Annotated in this window: 16 protein-coding genes and 1 tRNA gene; 9 read left to right on the plus strand and 8 right to left on the minus strand. The window is 42.5% G+C overall.

The features are described 5' to 3' along the window. Positions 1-80: 80 nt before the first annotated feature. On the minus strand, positions 81-1,466 hold the full coding sequence (locus tag U0035_RS05070; protein WP_114788958.1) for an alpha-amylase family glycosyl hydrolase: 1,386 nt from the start codon (positions 1,464-1,466) through the stop codon (positions 81-83). Between the two features lie 100 nt (positions 1,467-1,566). Between U0035_RS05070 and U0035_RS05075 the strand changes: the two genes are divergently transcribed. Further along, the gene (locus tag U0035_RS05075) at positions 1,567-2,793 is read left to right on the plus strand and encodes a 4-hydroxy-3-methylbut-2-enyl diphosphate reductase (RefSeq protein WP_114789676.1); all 1,227 of its coding nucleotides are present in this window, start codon (positions 1,567-1,569) and stop codon (positions 2,791-2,793) included. 18 nt (positions 2,794-2,811) lie between these two features. Here U0035_RS05075 and U0035_RS05080 read toward each other — a convergent pair whose 3' ends face one another. Then, on the minus strand, positions 2,812-5,445 hold the full coding sequence (locus U0035_RS05080; protein WP_114788959.1) for a hybrid sensor histidine kinase/response regulator: 2,634 nt from the start codon (positions 5,443-5,445) through the stop codon (positions 2,812-2,814). Between the two features lie 191 nt (positions 5,446-5,636). Between U0035_RS05080 and U0035_RS05085 the strand changes: the two genes are divergently transcribed. Continuing rightward, positions 5,637-5,822: a hypothetical protein gene (locus tag U0035_RS05085; RefSeq protein WP_114788960.1), complete on the plus strand. Its 186-nt coding sequence runs from the start codon at positions 5,637-5,639 to the stop codon at positions 5,820-5,822. A 101-nt stretch (positions 5,823-5,923) separates the two neighbouring features. On the opposite strand, the gene U0035_RS05090 is transcribed toward U0035_RS05085, so the two are convergent. Beyond that, positions 5,924-5,997, minus strand: a tRNA-Arg gene (locus U0035_RS05090). Positions 5,998-6,269: 272 nt separating this feature from the next. On the opposite strand from U0035_RS05090, the gene U0035_RS05095 reads away from it, so the two are divergent. Beyond that, positions 6,270-6,668: a PAS domain-containing protein gene (locus U0035_RS05095; protein ID WP_211316318.1), complete on the plus strand. Its 399-nt coding sequence runs from the start codon at positions 6,270-6,272 to the stop codon at positions 6,666-6,668. Between the two features lie 12 nt (positions 6,669-6,680). Next, entirely contained in the window at positions 6,681-7,025 is a 345-nt protein-coding gene (locus tag U0035_RS05100) for a PAS domain-containing protein (RefSeq protein ID WP_211316351.1), read from the plus strand. Between the two features lie 222 nt (positions 7,026-7,247). Here U0035_RS05100 and U0035_RS05105 read toward each other — a convergent pair whose 3' ends face one another. Continuing rightward, a complete protein-coding gene (locus tag U0035_RS05105) occupies positions 7,248-7,433 on the minus strand; it encodes a DUF3606 domain-containing protein (RefSeq protein ID WP_114788961.1) in 186 nt (61 codons plus the stop codon). Between the two features lie 123 nt (positions 7,434-7,556). Continuing rightward, complete coding sequence (gene ligD / locus U0035_RS05110) at positions 7,557-9,695, minus strand: DNA ligase D (protein ID WP_245957548.1); 2,139 nt, start codon at positions 9,693-9,695, stop codon at positions 7,557-7,559. 287 nt (positions 9,696-9,982) lie between these two features. Between ligD and U0035_RS05115 the strand changes: the two genes are divergently transcribed. After that, positions 9,983-10,135: a hypothetical protein gene (locus U0035_RS05115; protein ID WP_162817723.1), complete on the plus strand. Its 153-nt coding sequence runs from the start codon at positions 9,983-9,985 to the stop codon at positions 10,133-10,135. Between the two features lie 168 nt (positions 10,136-10,303). Here the strand turns inward: U0035_RS05115 and U0035_RS05120 are convergent, their stop codons facing one another. Continuing rightward, a complete protein-coding gene (locus U0035_RS05120; protein WP_114788962.1) occupies positions 10,304-11,200 on the minus strand; it encodes a DUF4382 domain-containing protein in 897 nt (298 codons plus the stop codon). A gap of 54 nt (positions 11,201-11,254) precedes the next feature. Then, positions 11,255-11,824 carry an RNA polymerase sigma factor gene (locus U0035_RS05125; RefSeq protein ID WP_114788963.1) on the minus strand — a complete coding sequence of 190 codons (570 nt, stop codon included), beginning with the start codon at positions 11,822-11,824 and terminating at the stop codon, positions 11,255-11,257. Positions 11,825-11,967: 143 nt separating this feature from the next. Here U0035_RS05125 and U0035_RS05130 point away from each other — a divergent pair, with 143 nt between their 5' ends. Genes U0035_RS05130 through U0035_RS05140 form a run of 3 tightly spaced genes read left to right on the plus strand, consistent with a single transcriptional unit; the run spans position 11,968 to position 16,782 of the window. Beyond that, a complete protein-coding gene (locus U0035_RS05130; protein ID WP_114788964.1) occupies positions 11,968-13,020 on the plus strand; it encodes a FecR family protein in 1,053 nt (350 codons plus the stop codon). A gap of 21 nt (positions 13,021-13,041) precedes the next feature. Continuing rightward, on the plus strand, positions 13,042-16,236 hold the full coding sequence (locus U0035_RS05135) for a TonB-dependent receptor (protein WP_162817724.1): 3,195 nt from the start codon (positions 13,042-13,044) through the stop codon (positions 16,234-16,236). Positions 16,237-16,293: 57 nt separating this feature from the next. Then, positions 16,294-16,782: a hypothetical protein gene (locus tag U0035_RS05140; RefSeq protein WP_114788966.1), complete on the plus strand. Its 489-nt coding sequence runs from the start codon at positions 16,294-16,296 to the stop codon at positions 16,780-16,782. Between the two features lie 65 nt (positions 16,783-16,847). Here the strand turns inward: U0035_RS05140 and U0035_RS05145 are convergent, their stop codons facing one another. Next, the gene (locus U0035_RS05145) at positions 16,848-17,033 is read right to left on the minus strand and encodes a hypothetical protein (protein WP_114788967.1); all 186 of its coding nucleotides are present in this window, start codon (positions 17,031-17,033) and stop codon (positions 16,848-16,850) included. Between the two features lie 142 nt (positions 17,034-17,175). Between U0035_RS05145 and U0035_RS05150 the strand changes: the two genes are divergently transcribed. After that, positions 17,176-18,471, plus strand: a complete 1,296-nt coding sequence (locus U0035_RS05150; RefSeq protein ID WP_114788968.1) for a nucleoside hydrolase-like domain-containing protein — start codon at positions 17,176-17,178, stop codon at positions 18,469-18,471. Positions 18,472-18,500: the final 29 nt, after the last annotated feature.

Raw genomic sequence — 18,500 nt, forward strand, 5'->3', positions numbered from 1 at the left:
ATTGACACTGTCATTGCTGGTGCGATACAGCAATAAAAAAACCTGGCTGCACCAGGTTTTAATGCTGTTTAGATTCTTTATTATTTTTTTACATATACCAGGTATTCCCAAGGCTGCATGTCGAAGCTTTTAGACGAACTAAAGTCATTGGATGCCTGGGAAAAAGCGTTTTCAAATGAGCCATTGAGTGCGTTATCGATAATATCAAACCTGGCTATATCTCTGGAAAGGTTCAACACCACCACTACTTCATCGTCACCGTTTTTACGCAGGTAAGCAAATATTTTATCGTCTGCCGTGGTTGTTAATTTCAGCGTCTGTACTGCCGGATCGCCCCCTCTCAGTGCAGCATGAGTTGCATGCAGGTTCAACAGGGTTTTATAAAAATCATGTAATTCATATTTCCCCGTCCACGGAATGGGATCTTTGTCAAAAAATTTCAATCGCTTATCTTTTAATGGCAGCTCCTGGCCGCTGTAAATTAGCGGTACGCCATTCCAGGTGCAGCTAAACACCGCCAGCGCCTTAGCCATATCCCCGTATTTCTCATATTCGGTGCCATTCCAGCTATTCTCATCATGATTAGTGGTAAACCAGGCCCTCATACTGCTATCGCCAATATTGCTGTATTGCTGTAGCAGGTCTAACAATTCATGCAAGGGCTGGTGCTGCTGGTAAAAATCTTTGGTTTTGTGCATCCATTTCCAGGAGTAGCTGGCGTCAAAGACCTTACCATAGTCGGGGGTTTCCAGCTCGTCAAACTCTCCCAGCCAGAACAGGGGCTTTACTGCATCTACCTGCGGCCTGGCTTCCTGCCAGAAATCCACTTCTACCCATGAGGCTAGATCGCATCGGAAGCCATCAATATTACATTCGGTAATCCAAAACTTCATAGCATCGATCATAGCTTTGCGCAGTTCAGGGTTTTGAAAATTCAATTCAATAATATCATCCATACCACTGGCTACATGAAAAGTACCTGTAGCAGAATCATGCAGGTAGTAATCCGGGTTAGATTTTGTCCATACATGATCCCAGCCGGTATGATTTGCTACCCAGTCAATAATCACTTTAAAACCCTGGCTGTGGGCCGTGTCTACCAGTTTCTTAAAATCTTCCAGGGTACCAAATTCAGGGTTGATAGATGTATAATCAGAACAGGCATAATAGCTCCCCAGCGAACCCTTCATTTTCTCCTTAGCAATGGGCGTTATGGGCATGAACCATAAAACCTGTACGCCCATGTCTTTCAACCTGGAAAGCTCTTTTACAAATGCGTTAAAAGTGCCTTCCTGTGTGTATTGCCGCACATTTACCTCGTAAATATTGGTTGCATGCTTCCAGTCTGTGTTTGTTGTTGCCATTGTACCGGTTTTATTTTGTTGGTTATCTTTTTCTTCTTTAGGCATCAGCTTGCAAGAGCTTAACAACATCATACTTACTGCTAAAACTGCCAGTTTGCTCATAAAGAAATCTTTGAAATTGAAGATAGGGAAATATTTGTATTGAGTGGTATTGCTTTTACAACGGTTAGTTTATCGGGTTTTCCTGTTTATCTTTGCAGGTATGAAGCAGTTTGAAGTACCGGTTTTCTACAGGAGTTCTCTCATATCCACCATAAAAAAACTGAGGAAGGAAAAAGACAAATTAAAAAAAGATTTCAGTCCTACCCTATTAAATTTCGGACCGGTACAGATATACCTGGCCCGGCATTTTGGCTTTTGCTATGGTGTTGAGAATGCAATAGAAATTGCTTTTAAAACAGTGGAAGAAAATCCCGGGAAACGGATTTTCTTACTCAGCGAAATGATCCATAACCCGCAGGTAAACGCGGACCTTAGCCGGCACGGCGTTCAGTTTTTACAGGACACTTATGGTAAGGAGCTTATTCCGTTCGATGATCTCACTTCAGATGACATTGTGCTGATACCCGCTTTCGGTACCACCCTTGCCATCGAAAAGAAATTAAATGACATCGGCATTCCAACAGAAAAGTACAACACTACTTGTCCTTTTGTAGAAAAAGTGTGGAATCGCAGCGCGGCTATTGCCAAAAAAGATTATACCATCATTATACATGGCAAACCATCGCACGAGGAAACGAGGGCTACTTTTTCACATGCAGCTGCGGGTGCACCTTCAGTAGTAGTAAAAGACATGAAGGAAACACAGCGACTGGCCTTGTACATTACCGGCGAACTGGATGCAGCCCGTTTTTACGAAGAATTTAAAAACCAGTATAGCGAAGGCTTTGATGTAACCAAAGACTTTGCAAGAATTGGTGTAGTGAACCAAACCACTATGCTGGCCAGCGACACGCAGGCCATTGCCGATTATTTAAAACAGGTTATGGTAGAAAAGTACAACCTGTCAAAGGAAAACCTGGCAGAACGCTTTGCAGATACCAGGGATACCTTATGCTATGCTACCAACGACAATCAAACATCGGTTTCGTCAATGCTTCAAACAGATGCTGACCTCGCTATTGTTGTAGGGGGGTATAACTCCTCTAACACTTCACACCTGGTGGAACTTTGTGAAGAAAAACTCCCTACTTATTATATCAACAGTCCTGATAAGATCATCTCTCAAAAAGAGATCATCCATTTCAATTTTCACACCAGCCAGGAGTTGCTTACTGCAGACTACCTGCCTCAGCAGGAGCCGGTAAAAATATTAATCACCAGTGGCGCCTCCTGTCCGGATATACTGGTTGAGCAAGTGATTGAAAAAATAACGGGCTTTTATCCCAATGCGCTCCCGATGGAAGCTGTAGCGCAGCAATTAGTGTAACTGTTTCAATTAATAAGCTTAATAGGAAGTTTCCAGCAATTGTTCCAGCTGGGTTATTCCTTTCGACAGGATACTTTTGATGATCCGGTAACTCCTCAATGCATTATCAGGCAGCTCGTCTTTGATCGCTTTTTCTTCCAGCAACTCGAAGTGCGGCATCAGCTTTTTGCCGATCGTAACGGCAGTAGATGATTTAAGCTTATGAGCCAGCATCTTTATTTCTTTATAATTTCTTTCGTTAATAGCCTGATCCAGCTCCTCCATTTGCCCTGGCACCTGCGATAAAAACAATTCGATCACTTCTTTTTCGAATTCTTTATTATTATCAGAAAGCTCTCTCAGGTAACTCAGGTCCACCACGCTGTTATCGGTTGAAAAAAGCTTCTGTGACGGGCTGGATGCCACTTTTACAGCAGGTTCTATAGGCACACTGAAATCCCGGGCAACCAGGGCGCTTATTTTCTCAAACAGCTGCCGTGTATTCACCGGCTTGGTCAAATAGTCATTCATACCTGCTTCCAGGCACCTGTCTTTTTCTCCTGCCAGTACGTGGGCTGTCAATGCTATAATAGGCAGCTCCAAATGCAGTTCCTTCCTGATGATTTTGGTAGTATCATACCCGTTCATATCAGGCAGCTCAATATCCATTAAAACAATGTCGTAGAAATTTTCCTTTACTTTTTCTACGGCCTGGAAACCATTTTCTGCTACATCTATTTTCACATTGGTTCCCAGGAAAATGCCATTAATCAGTTTTATATTAAGCGAGTTATCTTCTACCAGCAATATTCTTAAATCATCCAGGAAAGAAAGATCTGTTACCGTTTCGATAGGTGTAGCATTGCTCAGCTCTGCTTCATTAAAATTGGCAAATTCCATGGTAAAGCTGAATATGGAACCCACCCCTAACTCGCTGGTCACCGTAATTTCGCCGCCCTGGCTTTGAACAATATGTTTGGCAATACTCAGGCCCAACCCTGTACCACCATACAACCTCGTTGTTTCCACCCCCGCCTGCTCAAAACGCTTAAATACCCTCGACAGTTTATCTTTTGAAATACCAATACCCGAATCTTTGATCCTGAACTCAATAATCGAAGTCTTTTCGTTAGAGGAAATCATTTTGGCAAAAATCAACACGCTACCCTTGGGTGTAAATTTAATAGCATTTCCTACGATATTGGTAATCACCTGGGTCAGTCTCACCGGATCACCTATCACCACTTCGGGCACATTGTTATCGCACTCATAGCTCAGGGTAATGCCCTTACTTTTGGCTTTGGGCAGGTATAAAACGCATATAGAATTCAGGATACCGTCAATACTTACAGGATGCTCTTCAAAAACCATCATATTCGATTCCAGCTTCGAAAAGTCCAGGATATCATTTAATAATCTCAGGAGGTTCTCTCCTGCGGACCGGATAATCCGGACATACTCATTTTCTTCCGTACCAATATCCCTTTTGCCCAGCAGCTCGGCAAAGCCCAGGATGGCATTGATCGGCGTCCTGATCTCGTGGCTCATGTTGCTAAGGAAGGATTCCTTTAATTTAAGCGATTCTTCCACCAGCTTTTTAGCTTCGATCAACTCATTCTCAAACTGTTTTATATTGCTGATATCATCAAAAACAGAGATCGCATACTCCAGCTGGTTCTTTTCATTGTAAAGCGGGATAGCGCTTACCCTTAAGGGAATCTGATTACCGTTTACGTCTACGGTAGTTTCGTTAAAGCCAATATTTTCCTCTCCATGAATAGCATGGGTAATAAATAGCTTATCCCTGAGATCGTCTTTTAGAGCGCCGCTGAAGGTATAGGTATGATCCAGGGCTTCAAATACTTTGCCATCTGAAAGCAACTGCTGATCCAGTAAGGTAACTGCTTTTTGATTAGCATGATACTCGTTGCTTTTGGTATTTACAATAATAACACCCACGGGTAACTTATCCAGGATACTTTCAAGCCTTATCTGCGATTTCAACAGCAGCTTCTCCGTGTCCACCAATCGCTGGTAAATCTTACGAATGTAAACGAGCGTAAGCATAATGATCAGCACGGCTACCACCACACTGGTGATCACAACGTAGATCACCATATTAAAGCTATCATTTTCCTTCCTAAGCTTATCAGACTGTAAAGCTTTTTCGGTATTAATAAAGTTTAATACATTATACCGGAGCTTGTTAACCAGCCTTGTTTCGTCTCCTCCGTTTAAGAAATTCCATGCCTCCAAAAAAGACACGTACTTGCGTTTAACAATGATGCTATAGGCTACTTCCTTCTGATCGCTGACCAGGCCTGCAATACTATCCAGCAACAAACGCTGCCGGTATATCATAGGCAGGCTTTTTAAAGAATTAATACGGGTATGCAGTATGCGGCTGGAAATACCAAAAGACTTCAGAAAGGAGGAGTCATTGGTGATGATATAACCGCGATAAGCAGATTGTACGTCCTGGATGTCGTTAAGGATATCCTGTGAGCGGGTAATGATAATGCCGGACAAATTAACATCCCTCATAGATTGCTTATACCTGATGGTTCTTGAATTGGCAAAAATTCCCAGCCCTATCAGGATAAGCGCACTAACACTCAGGGCGATAGTAATTTTTACCTTTTCAGATAATGCTATGGGTTTTCCTGAACTCACTTTTATTAAGTTATTCCAATATTCTTCAGGTTTAGCCTTGCTACAACAGCTATAAGCCACGCTAGACTTGGTTAGAAGGTAACTGTAAATGTATGAATTAATTAAAACATCACCAATATTAGTTACAGCGGGTGAAAATTAATCTGTCTATATTTGACGGGAGAAATGCCCATAAAATAAAGTTCACGGTCATGAAAAACCCTTTAACATCGATGCTCGTATTTAGCCGGAAAATTTTGTTACCCGGTAATAAAAAAACAGCCAAAGCACCCCGCAGCCTATTAATAGAAAAAAAATGGTGGATGGGGGAAGATCTTTTTATTGATCAAAAGCCATTTATCAGCAATACTTTCAAAGATAAACGGGTTACCAGTTAGGCGCGGCTCATTATTTTACGCCCTTTAACAATGCATGCAAGCGATATGACGCATACAACAAAAAAGCAGCTACTTTATTGTAACTGCTTGATACTTTATTGTGACCGCGTTAGGATTCAAACCTAAAACCTTCTGATCCGTAGTCAGATGCTCTATTCAATTGAGCTACGCAGCCAATTCCCGTAAGGGAGAGCAAAAGTAAGGAAAATAATCATTCTAACAAAGCAATTTCTCAGAAAAAAGTAAAAATCTTTTGGCAACAGGGCATTAAAAAATGGCCCGCTTTGAGAGCGTTGACCACATCAGTTCTTTAATTCTGACCACGGTTTTAGATTCGGCCTGCCCTAAGTATTTATGTTCTTTCCGGGAGTTCCATGCATTTAAGTAGCCGATAAGCATTAACTTGTAGCATAGAAAGTATTTACCCATGCTGGTGTAGCAATTTCCATGTCTTTATGTTTTGCCGCTGTCTTTGATAATATGGAAGACGCTGTTATAGCGCACGATGCCAATGGAGTGATTTTTTTAGCAAATCCTGCAGTAAAAAACACTTTCGGATATGATCCGGAAACACTTATCGGTAAAGATGTACGGATACTGATACCTGCCAGGCTTCGGCCAGGATATGAGCAGCTGATAAAAGAGGTTTACCAGGGAAGAAAGATAACCGGGAAGACCAGTTCCTGGCTTAATTCTGAAGGTGTGTTAGTTCCGGTTTCTCTAATATTAGCTCCCATCAATGATCAACAAGGCGCCTCTATTGGTGTCTCGGCAATATTCCGCACGATTTACAGGGAAATAGACGCCGAGGTAGAACGTAATCATCTCAGGGCCATAATTGAATGATCGGAGGATGCCATCATTACTAAAACGCTCCATGGCATCATTGCAAGCTGGTACGGAGCGGCGGAAAGAATGTTTGGGTATACTTCGGATGAAGCGGTCGGCAGGCCCATTACAATGCTGATTCCCCGGGAGCGCTTAGCTGAAGAGAGTATGATATTAGACCAGATCCATCGTGGTCTTAAGATAGAACATTTTGAAACTGTACGCAGCAATAAGGATGGCGAGCTCATTCCTGTATCGCTTTCAATTTCCCCCATCAGGAACCACCTGGGAGAAATATCTCCCAGGCGAAGGCTGCGCAGGCAGTACGGCTTCCTGTTGCTTTTTCATCATTGTAAAATTTTTAAAGGAAAATAGGGTACAGAAACAAATCCTTTGATACCGATGAGGAAAGAGCAATTGATCGCTGAATTGGTAACCTAGACCTTATATAAAAAAGCCCTTCCCTCCTATTAAGGAAAAAGCTTTTTGCCTTGAACCGAATGGCAATATTGCCTGCCGTTTTAAACAACCTGTCTCGTTCTTACACTCGTAAGTCATTGTAAACGCAGGAGGCAAAAACATCAAATCAATAACCGCTTATTTTTTATGGGATAGAAGATAGGCTTCTATCTTTTCACGGTGGTTGCCAACCGCCTTAATGGCTGCTAATACCTCTTCTTTCGTAACACCATGTTTTTTTATCATATACTGTACTTCATAATCCTCACCTCCGGCTACCTGGTTACGGTCCCTTGCGTCGTTTTTTGTTTTATCGTCTGCCATAACATAAAAATTTAGATGATTAGTAATACATTTAAATCAAACAAAGACTATGCAAAAACCTCCGCCAATTGTGAAAGTTTTGCAGAAATGCCGCTTTTCAAAACAAAAATGCGTTGCTCCCCACTATCTCAACTGTTTTGGATATTTAGCTAAAGCTGCCTGCAGGTTGATGCCTTTGCCCAGAACGGGTTTAAATAAATCGCCTGTTTCGCGTAAGCGGGCAGGTGCATTCTTAATAGTAAAATCTGACATCTTCAAACCAGGCTTCACTTCATCCCAATGCAGCGGCATCGAAACAGTGGCGCCCGGCTTTGGCCGCAGTGAATAGGGGCAGGCCAATGTTGCGCCGGGCCTGTTTTGTAAAAAATCAAGATACATTTTACCTTTTCTATTTTTCACCAGCCTTTCAACACTTGTGAAAGAGGAATATTGACGCTGAATATCTTCAACAATAAGCCGCCCGAACATTTGCGACTGATCGTAAGTGTATTTAGCCGCAAGAGGTATATAGATATGCATGCCTGTAGACCCTGAGGTTTTACAGTAGCAAGGCACTCCCATTGCATCCAACAGGTCTTTTATTGCGTTGGCAATTTTAATTACCTGGTTAAAGGTATTTTTATCCGGATCAAGATCCAGCACACAATAGTCCGGGTGATCGGGCGACTGGATCCTGCTAAACCAGGGGTTCATTTCTATGCAGCCTAAAGAAGCCATCCACAATAGCGTATCTTCATTATCGCCCACCAGAAACTCCTTTTTTACGCCATCGCTGGTGGTATATGGAAAGGTGCTGACCCAACCGGGAGATTTACCCTTTACGTCTTTCTGATAAAAGCCCGGTTTGGTGATACCGTTAGGAAAGCGGTTGAGCGATTGCGGCCGGTCTTTTAAATAAGGCAATATATACTCCGCCACCTGGTAATAATAATTAAACATATCCCGTTTAGTATACCCTTCCTTAGGCCAATACACTTTGCTTAAGTTGGTAAACTTTAAATCATGTCCCTTTATATTCCGGGTCTGTGTTTCATCTGTTGGGTTTAGCAGTGTTTTCCTTCCCTTATCTTTTGGTGCTTTTGTTAATATTGCGGCAGGCTTATCTTTTTTGTTCACTTCCATCACCACTTTTTTAGTATCCGATTCGGTTTCCCTCACCACCTCGCCTGCCTTCTTATCTTCCCGCATTCCCTCAAAAGACGGGTGGCGAAAAACACCCTCGTCCGTAATCTCAGCATAGGCTACTTCGCATACCAGTTGGGGCTTTAGCCAGGTAGGCTTTGCCCCCATGCGCTTTCTGAACCGCGAAGGCTTGTCAACATCTATTGCTTCAGCAAAAGGAGATTTTTTAACGATGAGCGGTTTAAATAACTCCATCATTTCCTGCTGCCGCTTATCCGAAAATCCCGTACCCACTTTGCCCACGTACTTTAGCTTGCCTTTTTCATGAACGGCTAATAACAGCGCACTAAAGGTTTTGGAACTCCCTTCGTTTTTAGTAAACCCTGCTATTATAACTTCCTGCCGTTTATTAACCTTTATTTTCAGCCACTCCTTGCTACGCAGGTCAGATGTATAAACGCTGTCGGCCCGCTTTGCCATAATACCTTCCAGCCCCATTTTTTCAGCAGCAGTAAACATTTCGGTACCCGGCACATCAAAAACATTGCTGATCCTTATACGGTCATCCTCCTGGGGCAATACCTGTTTCAATATTGCTTGCCGCTCAGTAAGCGGCAGTCCCATTACATTTTTGCCATTGTACCATAAAATATCAAATGCGTAAAATGCCAGTTCTCCATCAGCCTCACTACGCCAATTCTGCAGCTGGTTAAAGTTGGAGTTGCCTTGTTCATCAAGCGCTACAATTTCGCCATCTATCAACATATCGGCCTTCCAGGTGGTCAGCATATCGTGTATCGGGTAAAATTTTTTATCGAATGATTTATTGTTACGGGATAGTAGTTGAACCCTGCCCTTCTTCACAAAACCCAAAGCCCTGTAACCATCCCATTTCACTTCATACACCCAATCGGGGTCATCAAAAGGTTTGTCAACCAATGTTGCCAACATAGGTTTAATATTTTTGGGCATCAATCCCGTTTTTGCCTTCGCTAATAATGCCGGCAAACTATCGTCTAATGTTTTTTGAAGGCTTTTCACTTCGGTATTCGCTACTGCTTTCTTCTTTTTTGTGGGCGCTTGCCTGGCAGGGGTAGCCGTACCGCCAACACTATTATTTTTTTTCCTGGTAGGTGGCATGTCTTTTTATATTTTTTTCAGCACTTGTTAAATAGGTTGCAACAAGCATACCAGTTGATCTACAATATGTATAACTACTTTTTCATTTTTTTTAAATATTAAAGGCCGATAGTGTGGAGCTTTTTGCCCAAAACATATTCATTACTAAATAATTCAGCAATGAATATTCGGGATAACTATGACTGCGATCCTATTATCACCCATTTTAGCTGGCGGGATATCATTTACCCATGGAAGAAATGGGCCGCCTCTTCTAAGTAGTATCCGTACTGGAAAATATGTAAGCCATGACTCCCACGGGTATTTTTGTGAAGCTGTTTGTAAAGCCGGTAAGGCGTATCATTACATTTGAGCTAAAAAATCTTTTCAGGGAGGAAACCGATACCATAGTTACACCCCATCCTGAAAAGGATATTTTTAAGCCCCCGCCTAAGAAATAATTTCTTACGGGGTACTAAGGACCAGGTTGAAAGTTGGAAATATCGAATCAGTCATAATTTTGGGCCATCGAAAAAGAAAGAAGTTAATATCTCTAATTCTTCTTTAAAGAAGCAATCCCTCTTATTTGAATACAATATCTACAATACCTCAAAAGTTTGACTTGCTCCCTAATATTTTTTCAGATTCATTGCAGGTAAGGTTACCTTATTTTTAGTAATGTTAAAAATAGTGGTAGTGTCCCTGTAAGCACTGTTGCCCGCACCATACTTTATACTATAACGCCCCAGTTCCAGCCCCCGTATTTTGAAGTATCCCCTCCCGTCTGGTAAAGCAGTAGCAGTATCCGTATCGTTATACACACTTACTATTAACGAAGCAGCCGCCGGAAAAGCGTAGCCCTCCAGCTCTAAAGACCTGTCTGCCGGCAAAGTCCTCAAATAAGGATTAAGCACATACCCATCCCGCTGCTCATAGATGGAGCGTCCCAGATCAAAATCAAGATAAACAGCAGCACTGCCATCGTTGTTTTTTATGCGGCTTTCTTTTAATACATCAATATAAATATGGTGATTCAATGAATCGTCTGCCAGCTGCAAAGGAAGCTGAATACCATTTTTTACCACATGATTATTACTCCCTAATGCTATACGTATTTTTCTTACAACGCCTGTAATTTGTACCGATCCCAACAACATATCAATGCCGTTTCTTAACTTCAGAATATCATATATACCAGGTGCAAAATCCAGTGATACCCATTTACCAAACTCATTGCCATTGCCAACTGGTATGCCGCCATGCCACAAAGTGCCGCCCGGCGCACCCAGGCTGTCATTACTCCGGTGGTGATCGTGTTGAGCGATTTGCTGTTCATCTCCACCACCACTTTCATCTACCTTCACTTCTACCGAATGGATGTCAATATTCACCTGTTCCAGGTTAGCAGGATTGTCCGTTAAATAAACAGAGAACATTTGAGGAATAGCCCCGGTTTCGTTGTTTTTTTTGCAGCTTATGATTACAAGCAGCAGCATAGCCATTGATGACAGAAATAGTTTTTGCATACAATTACAATTTTGTGTTAATAGAAAATCGTAATGTAGCCGGCATTTGTCCCCTCAAAAAAAAGAAGCGATTATTTTGGTGCCAGCAGACTTTAATACTTCCCTGATCTTAGCCATTGCCAACGAGTATTTGTTTCTTACCGTTTTTTCACTGATCGATAGCAGCCTGGCCGTTTCTCCTACAGAATGGCCCTGGCGCCTAAGCCAGGCTATTCGTTTTACTGCGCCGGGAAGTTCATCAATTACCTTTTGAATGAGGATGTTCATATCCTTTAAGCTGATATCTTCCAGAATATGCGAGTAACCTATTTGCTCTATGGTGTTGCGTTTTTCATTGTCCAGCGAGATTATTTCATGATGCAGCGAGCGATAATAATCCAGTACTCTGAAGTTTAAAAATTTACAAAAAAAACCCTTAGCCATACCTTCCTCATTGGTTAATACAAAAGAAGGATCTTTCCAGATCTTTATCCAAAACTCCTGCAATATATCCTGTGTCACTTCATGTTCTTTTATCTTACCAAACACATGCATATACAGGCTCTGCCAGTACCGGTCGTACAAGGCATTATAGGCCTCCCTGTTTTTGAACCCAATTAATATTATCAGCTCTTTGTCAGTCAATTCAGGATTAATTTCAAGTCGTTATCCGTAAAATTGCAGTATATCAGCCCAAAAATCAAGCAGGTTTCAGTATTTTTCTTTTTTTGTAAAAAACCGGGGACACCTGACCGGTTTGCTGCGATTACTATGTACATATTGATGTTATGAACCGGAAAGAATATTTAGAAAAATACCTCTATGGCACTGCTTCACAAGAGGAAAAAGAACAGGTAACTGTTTGGATTACCGGCCTGATGGAGCGTGTGGCAACCGGACAGGCTAATGAAGAAGAGGAAAAAATTATAACTCATTGGCTCAACCATGAGCGTGAGGTTTCAATTAACGCCGAAGAAGTAGAGAAACGAGGAAAGGCAACCAAAATGATACTGGGCGCACAACAACTGACTGACTTGCGCAAAAATAATCGATTCACTTTTTACCGGTATGCAGCCGCCATCACCGTCCTGTTTGTTATTGGCATTGGCTCCTACTATATTTATCAACCCCATGAAAAAAAGAGGGAAGCCACCTTGTATTTCCCCGCGGCCGGTCGCGTGGAGGCCAATATTATTACCTACAAGGTTCGCCCGGCAGATACTATAAAAAAGGTACAACTACCAGACAGCAGTTTCGTGTACCTGAATACTAACGCCTCCTTGTCAATAGATTCAGGCAGGTTCAATCTGCGCAACCGGGATGTAGTACTCGATCACGGAGAGGCCTTTTTCGAGGTAGCCAAAAATGCAGAAAAGAAATTTACCGTTCAGTTGGGAAATTTGGTACTGGAAGTGGTCGGTACTTCTTTCAATATTGAAAATAATGAGATAAAGGCTGAAAAAAGAGTCTTTGTTAAAACAGGTAAAGTATTAATTAAAGACAAAGAAAAGCTGATCGCCAGCTTAACACCCCATGAAGTGTTTACTTATAATAATATAACAAAAGAATATGCCATCAAAAAAAATGCTACTATCGATCTTTCTGAATGGACCTCGGGAAGATTAGTATTTGAAGGCGCTGATTGGAACGAAATAAAACAAAAGATAAAAAACCGCTTTAATGTTGACCTGGCTATAGAAAACAATGCGCTTCCGGCCCATATAGAACTTAATGCTATTTTTAACAGAGAAGACAACTATTCAGAAATAGCTAAAATAATTGCGGGTATCTATGGTGCCCGGTTTAGAACAGAAGCTCATAAAATTATATTTTTCAAATAACCTGATTGCAATAAAATAAATTTGCTATACCGGATACTGATAGGGCTTATGTTGTTGACGGCAACCTGTGTGCGATTGTCTGCGCAGCCATTGGTGACATATGCCGGCGAGCCGCTACACCAGCGGCTGGAGCGGATTGTAAAAGATTTTAATGTACATATTGCTTACGATCAAATGCAGATCAGGAACATAGTAACTGCCGAAATTAATATGCAGGTAAAGAAACCAGAGGAGGCACTAACGATCTCATTGCAAGGAACAGGATTTACTTATCAAAAACGAAATACTACTCATTTCTACATCTTACCCGTAAAAAGAGGGGTTATCAGCGGACATATTATTGATGCAGACGATGCAACCGCACTACCTGGTGTTTCCGTTAAAATCGGTGATCACTTATTTGCAGCTTCAGCCGATGGAACATTTTACCTGGAACTTCCGGCAGGCTCCTACCCTGTTTTATTGAGCGCAGTAGGCTATCAAACCATGAAGCTTCCTTTTGTTGAATTAGAAGCGGGGCAAAATTTATCTTTAAACCTGGCTCTTCAAAAAAAGCCATTCAATCTTCCCCAGGTAAACATAACCTCATCTATTGCAGAAGAACAGGTACTTGCCTACTATATAAAACGAAGGCAGCAGGTGGTAGTTGCTGATGGGCTTGTAAAGCCACAAATAACAAGTTTGCCGGATGAACAGATTTCAAAGATCATCAAAAGGATCAACGGTGTAAATTACACCGGCACAACGGTGGGTATCAGAGGACTTAGCGAAAGATACAGCCAGGTTTTGCTGGACGGCATTCCCCTGCCGTCTTCCGGCTTCAATAAAAGGGCACTTATGGCGGATATAATTCCCAAAGAACTCTCAGGAGAAATTACGCTTATCAAAACGGCAGCACCAGATGTCAACAGTGATTTCACAGGCGGGCAAATACAAATTCAGTCGCTAGCTATCCCTGACCAAAGCTTTACTTCTTTCTCTTTAGGTACGGGTGGCAACAGCCAGTCCGTTTTTAAGAACGCTGAAAGACTCGGTAATAAAGGGAAACTTGACTGGCTGGGTATAGATGATGGCGGCCGTAAAAAACCAGCCTGGATACGCTCCTGGCAGTGGTACAATAACCTGCCTCAGCCACCGCCTGTTGATCCCACGGGTACACAAAGGCTTATTCCGGGTGAACTCAACCTTTATACTTCGCTCAATGCCATACAACAAAGCAAAGGCATCAGTGCGGAGGGGCTGGTGCCTCAGAACAGCACTATACTGCCCGACTTTCACGTGAGTTTTTCACTGGGACGCGCTTATGCCTTAAAAGGCCAATCCACACTGGGCCTGGTATGGGGAACGTCTGTCTATCAACAGCAGTCTTCAGCATCCTTCTACAACCTGCGCAGATCTTCCCATATTGCCAGGCAGGACTCATTGCGTCCCGATCCGGCAGGCGGGGGCACACAATATGAGCAGCGTTACGGTGCTGCTACAGTGCTCAACCTCGGGCTTAAAAAACCAACATTCCGCCTAACATTAAACAATATACTGAGCACGCAGTTACAGGACAATTTCAGTATAGCGACCCGCAGCTATTTCAATAAGGGACAAACGCGACAGTTTAACGAACTTTTTCAACAGCCCGAACCATCATTTTTTCACCAACACAAACTGGAGTTAGAAAAACAGTTTTCCGCTTCCACATCAGTTAACTACTTTATTGCATTCACTAATGCTTTGCAAAGACTTTCTGACAGAAGGCACCTGCAATATTTTTTAACCGCTTCTGGTCCGGAAGGCATGGTTTATAATACACCCAATATACTTTATAACTGGCGTCAGAATAACGATTCGAATATTGTAGATAATCGCACCTGGATAGATGCCATAGAAAAAAATTACTTGTCCGGATTATCATTTACACAACGATTGTTGAAGCTGGGCCTGTTTTCGGGAAGTATAAAAGCCGGATGGTCAGGATCCGTAAGGCATAAAATCTTCTCTGTAATGCGCCTGCTTCCTTACGCCCACGAAAACGCCGGGATTACCGGTCGGTATCATGAGTTGCTTCACCCTTCGGCTAACAATAACGTTTACTATTGGGCCGAAAACACCAACGGTACTCTATTTACGGGGCGTGCTCAGAACCAGACTCTTTACCTGCTGACAGATCAGTCGTTAGGCGGCCATCTCAGGTTTTGTTACGGGGTAAGAGCTGAATATTACCACATGCAAAACAATCAGCAGGTATTTTTGAAACGGCTGCATAACGGCATTATCCCCCCTCAATATTACCAGGGCATAACCGGCGAAAAAAACTGGAACCTGTTACCATCGGCTCATGCAATCGTAAGCATCCGTAAAAATATCAACATCCGTATTGCCTATTCCCAAACCCTTCTAAGGCCCGATTTCAGGGAGCTTTCCTATTTTGGGTTATATGACTACGAGCTGGATGCGAATATCAATGGGCGGCAGTTATTAAGTACCCAGGTTGGCAACTACGATGCCCGCTGGGAATGGTATCCCACTCCGGCTGAAATTATTTCAATATCATTGTTTCATAAGCAATTGAACAATCCTGTAGAGTTGGCCCAATCCGCGCCGTTTCCCAATGCCTACGGTTATATAAATCAGCATAGTGCTCAAACAACAGGTATTGAAATAGAACTTCGTAAATCAATGGCATTTATATCGCCCGGAGTCTTTTTAAAGAACCTGCATATCCATGCAGCTTACACCGCCAACTGGTCGAAAGTAGCAATTATGAGTTATCCATTGTTGGCTAACGGGGCTTTTACACAAAGAAGAATGTTCAACCAGGACAGGGCACTATTTAACCAGGCGCCATGGACGCTAAATGCAGCTTTACTCTACAACGCTTCTCAAATAGGAATTTCAGTATTCTATAACCAAATCGGACCTAAAACTTATATTACCCATACCAATCCCAATCTGATTGAATATGAAAACAGCGTTGATGAACTGGATATAGGAGGTTATATAAAATGCCGGAAAGGCAGGGGCCGCATTACCCTCAGTGCTTTAAACCTATTGAACCAGTGGCGCATTTATTATAGAAACAATAATGCTTACCGGCAGGTAAATGGCGATCATTGGGAATTAGCAAACGGCACAGTGGCTTATAACCCCTTAGACGGAGACACCATAACTTACAGGATCAGACAGGGAATCAGGGGTACTATTGAACTTATATGGAAATTTTAGAAGATCCGGGGACATTTTCGTTTTTGACTGCGATTTATAATAAACCAGGAACTACATATGACAAAATCATTCATCCAGATCTTTCTCCTGCTGGCTATCACAGCCCGGTTAACCGCCTGCAGCAAACAGGCTGCAGAGGTTGATAAAGAAGAAATAATAGAAACTGAAAACCTGGAGAAGGTATACGGCTGCACACATACAACATCATTGCTATCCTACCGTACCTGGCCGGCAACAGGCATGCCCCGCTTATTTAAGATAACAAGCCAGAAAGATTTTGATCAGATAGTTAAAGGAGCCACCTGCTCGCCTGATATAGACTTTGGCCGGCACACACTGCTGATAGGTGTGGAGACACTCAACACAGGATACAGTGGTATTACCTATCGGCTCAGGAAAATAACAAAAGGCGGGCAGGATAGCCTGGAGCTTACCATAAGCTTTCAGTTAAATGCAGCTACTGTAATGTCTGAACCTACCTGGCATATATTAATACCCAAGCACCTTGAGCATATTCCTGTAAAGATCCATATTGAAAAGGAATAAAGTACCTAAAGCAATATTTTAAATATCACCCCCGTTATTCCTATGCCCTGGTAGTCTGATTTCTCTCAGGCTGCATCTTTTGTATTTTTTACCAACCCGATACCCGAGAAGAAAAAGATAAGCCCTATAATGCCCACAACTATTAATGTTGTATAATTAGCGCTCTTGTTGATGAGTTCGTAGCCCGTATAAATAAGGCCGATGATTCCTAAGATAGTCAATACGGTACCGAAAATGCGTTTTACATTCATAATCCTGGTTTTTAGGATAGCTACGCAATATCTGTGCCTTAATAAGTATATCCTGGTAAGCCTAAGACAAACAGCATTACCGCCATAAGCTATTTAGCAAAAAAAGAATATCTTACAACCGATTGCAACAATACCATCGATTATGATTTGTAAGCTGTTTTATAGTGCCGTTTTTCTGTTGATTACAATTACCGTATGCGCGCAACAACCTACCCCCCTGAAGCCGCGTATACTGATCAGCTCAGATATAGGAGGAACCGACCCCGATGACAACCAATCGCTGATCCATTTACTGATGTATAGCGAAAAATTCAGGCTGGAAGGATTGATTTCTTCCCCGTCCTTTGGCGAAGGCAATAAGGAAGAAATTTTAAAAACCATCGACCTCTACGAAAAAGACAGACCCAAACTGATCGCGCATGAAAAAGGAATGGCCTCACCTGAGTTCCTGAGATCGATCACCAAACAAGGCCGTAAAGGCGCTGCACCATTTAAAGGTTATGATAAAGCAACCGAAGGATCTGACTGGATCATTCAATGTGCTATGAAGCAAGACAAAGAACCCTTATGGGTATTGGTATGGGGCGGACTGGAAGATGTGGCGCAGGCCCTGCATGATGCGCCGGGTATACAGGATAAGATCCGCATTTACTGGATCGGCGGCCCTAATAAAAAATGGAGCGCCAATGCTTACGCTTATATAGTAGCCCACTTCCCCAACCTCTGGTTTATTGAAAACAACTCCAGCTACTATGGCTTCTTTTCTCATAGCGATGAGCCGGATAGTGTAACTACTTCTAATTACTACAATCAATACATACAAGGCAAAAGTTTCCTGGGCAAAGACTTTATCAATTATTACAAGGGCGAGATCAAGATGGGCGATACCCCTTCTTTACTTTATATGATGGATGGCAACCCCAAAGACCCCACCCGGGAGAGCTGGGGAGGCAGCTTTGAAAAGATCAGCTATAGCCCCAGAACAATACTAGAACACACCACCACTGACAAAGACACGGTAGCCTACTGTTCTGTTTTAGAGTTCAGGTTTACCATCCCCGGCACAAAAGCAGTTAAAGATTCTGTTTACTTTTGGATGGAAGTACCTTATGGTAATACCGTGCAAAAATGGCCGGGCTATTATATCGGCAACGGTGTTTTCTCCTTGAGATATATTCCTAAAAAGGCTGAAACACTCCATTACACTTTTACTTCTGACATTAAAGCGCTCGATGGCAAAAAAGGGACAATAGTGGTGGATAATCTCTGGCCCGGAAAGAAGGGGGTTGCCGACTATCAACTCGGTACCAACTGGTACTCCGACAAACCCGACCCTGGTCTTTACTTTGGCAAGCTACAGGGCGGCAAAACCACTGCCAAATGGAAAAGTGCCATATTAATGGATTGGGCCGGGCGATGGAAATGGCTCAACAATTAACAGCTTAAAATATCCGGGGCAATCGTTCT

Origin of the sequence: Niabella yanshanensis (assembly GCF_034424215.1) — a bacterium.
Taxonomy (GTDB): domain Bacteria; phylum Bacteroidota; class Bacteroidia; order Chitinophagales; family Chitinophagaceae; genus Niabella; species Niabella yanshanensis.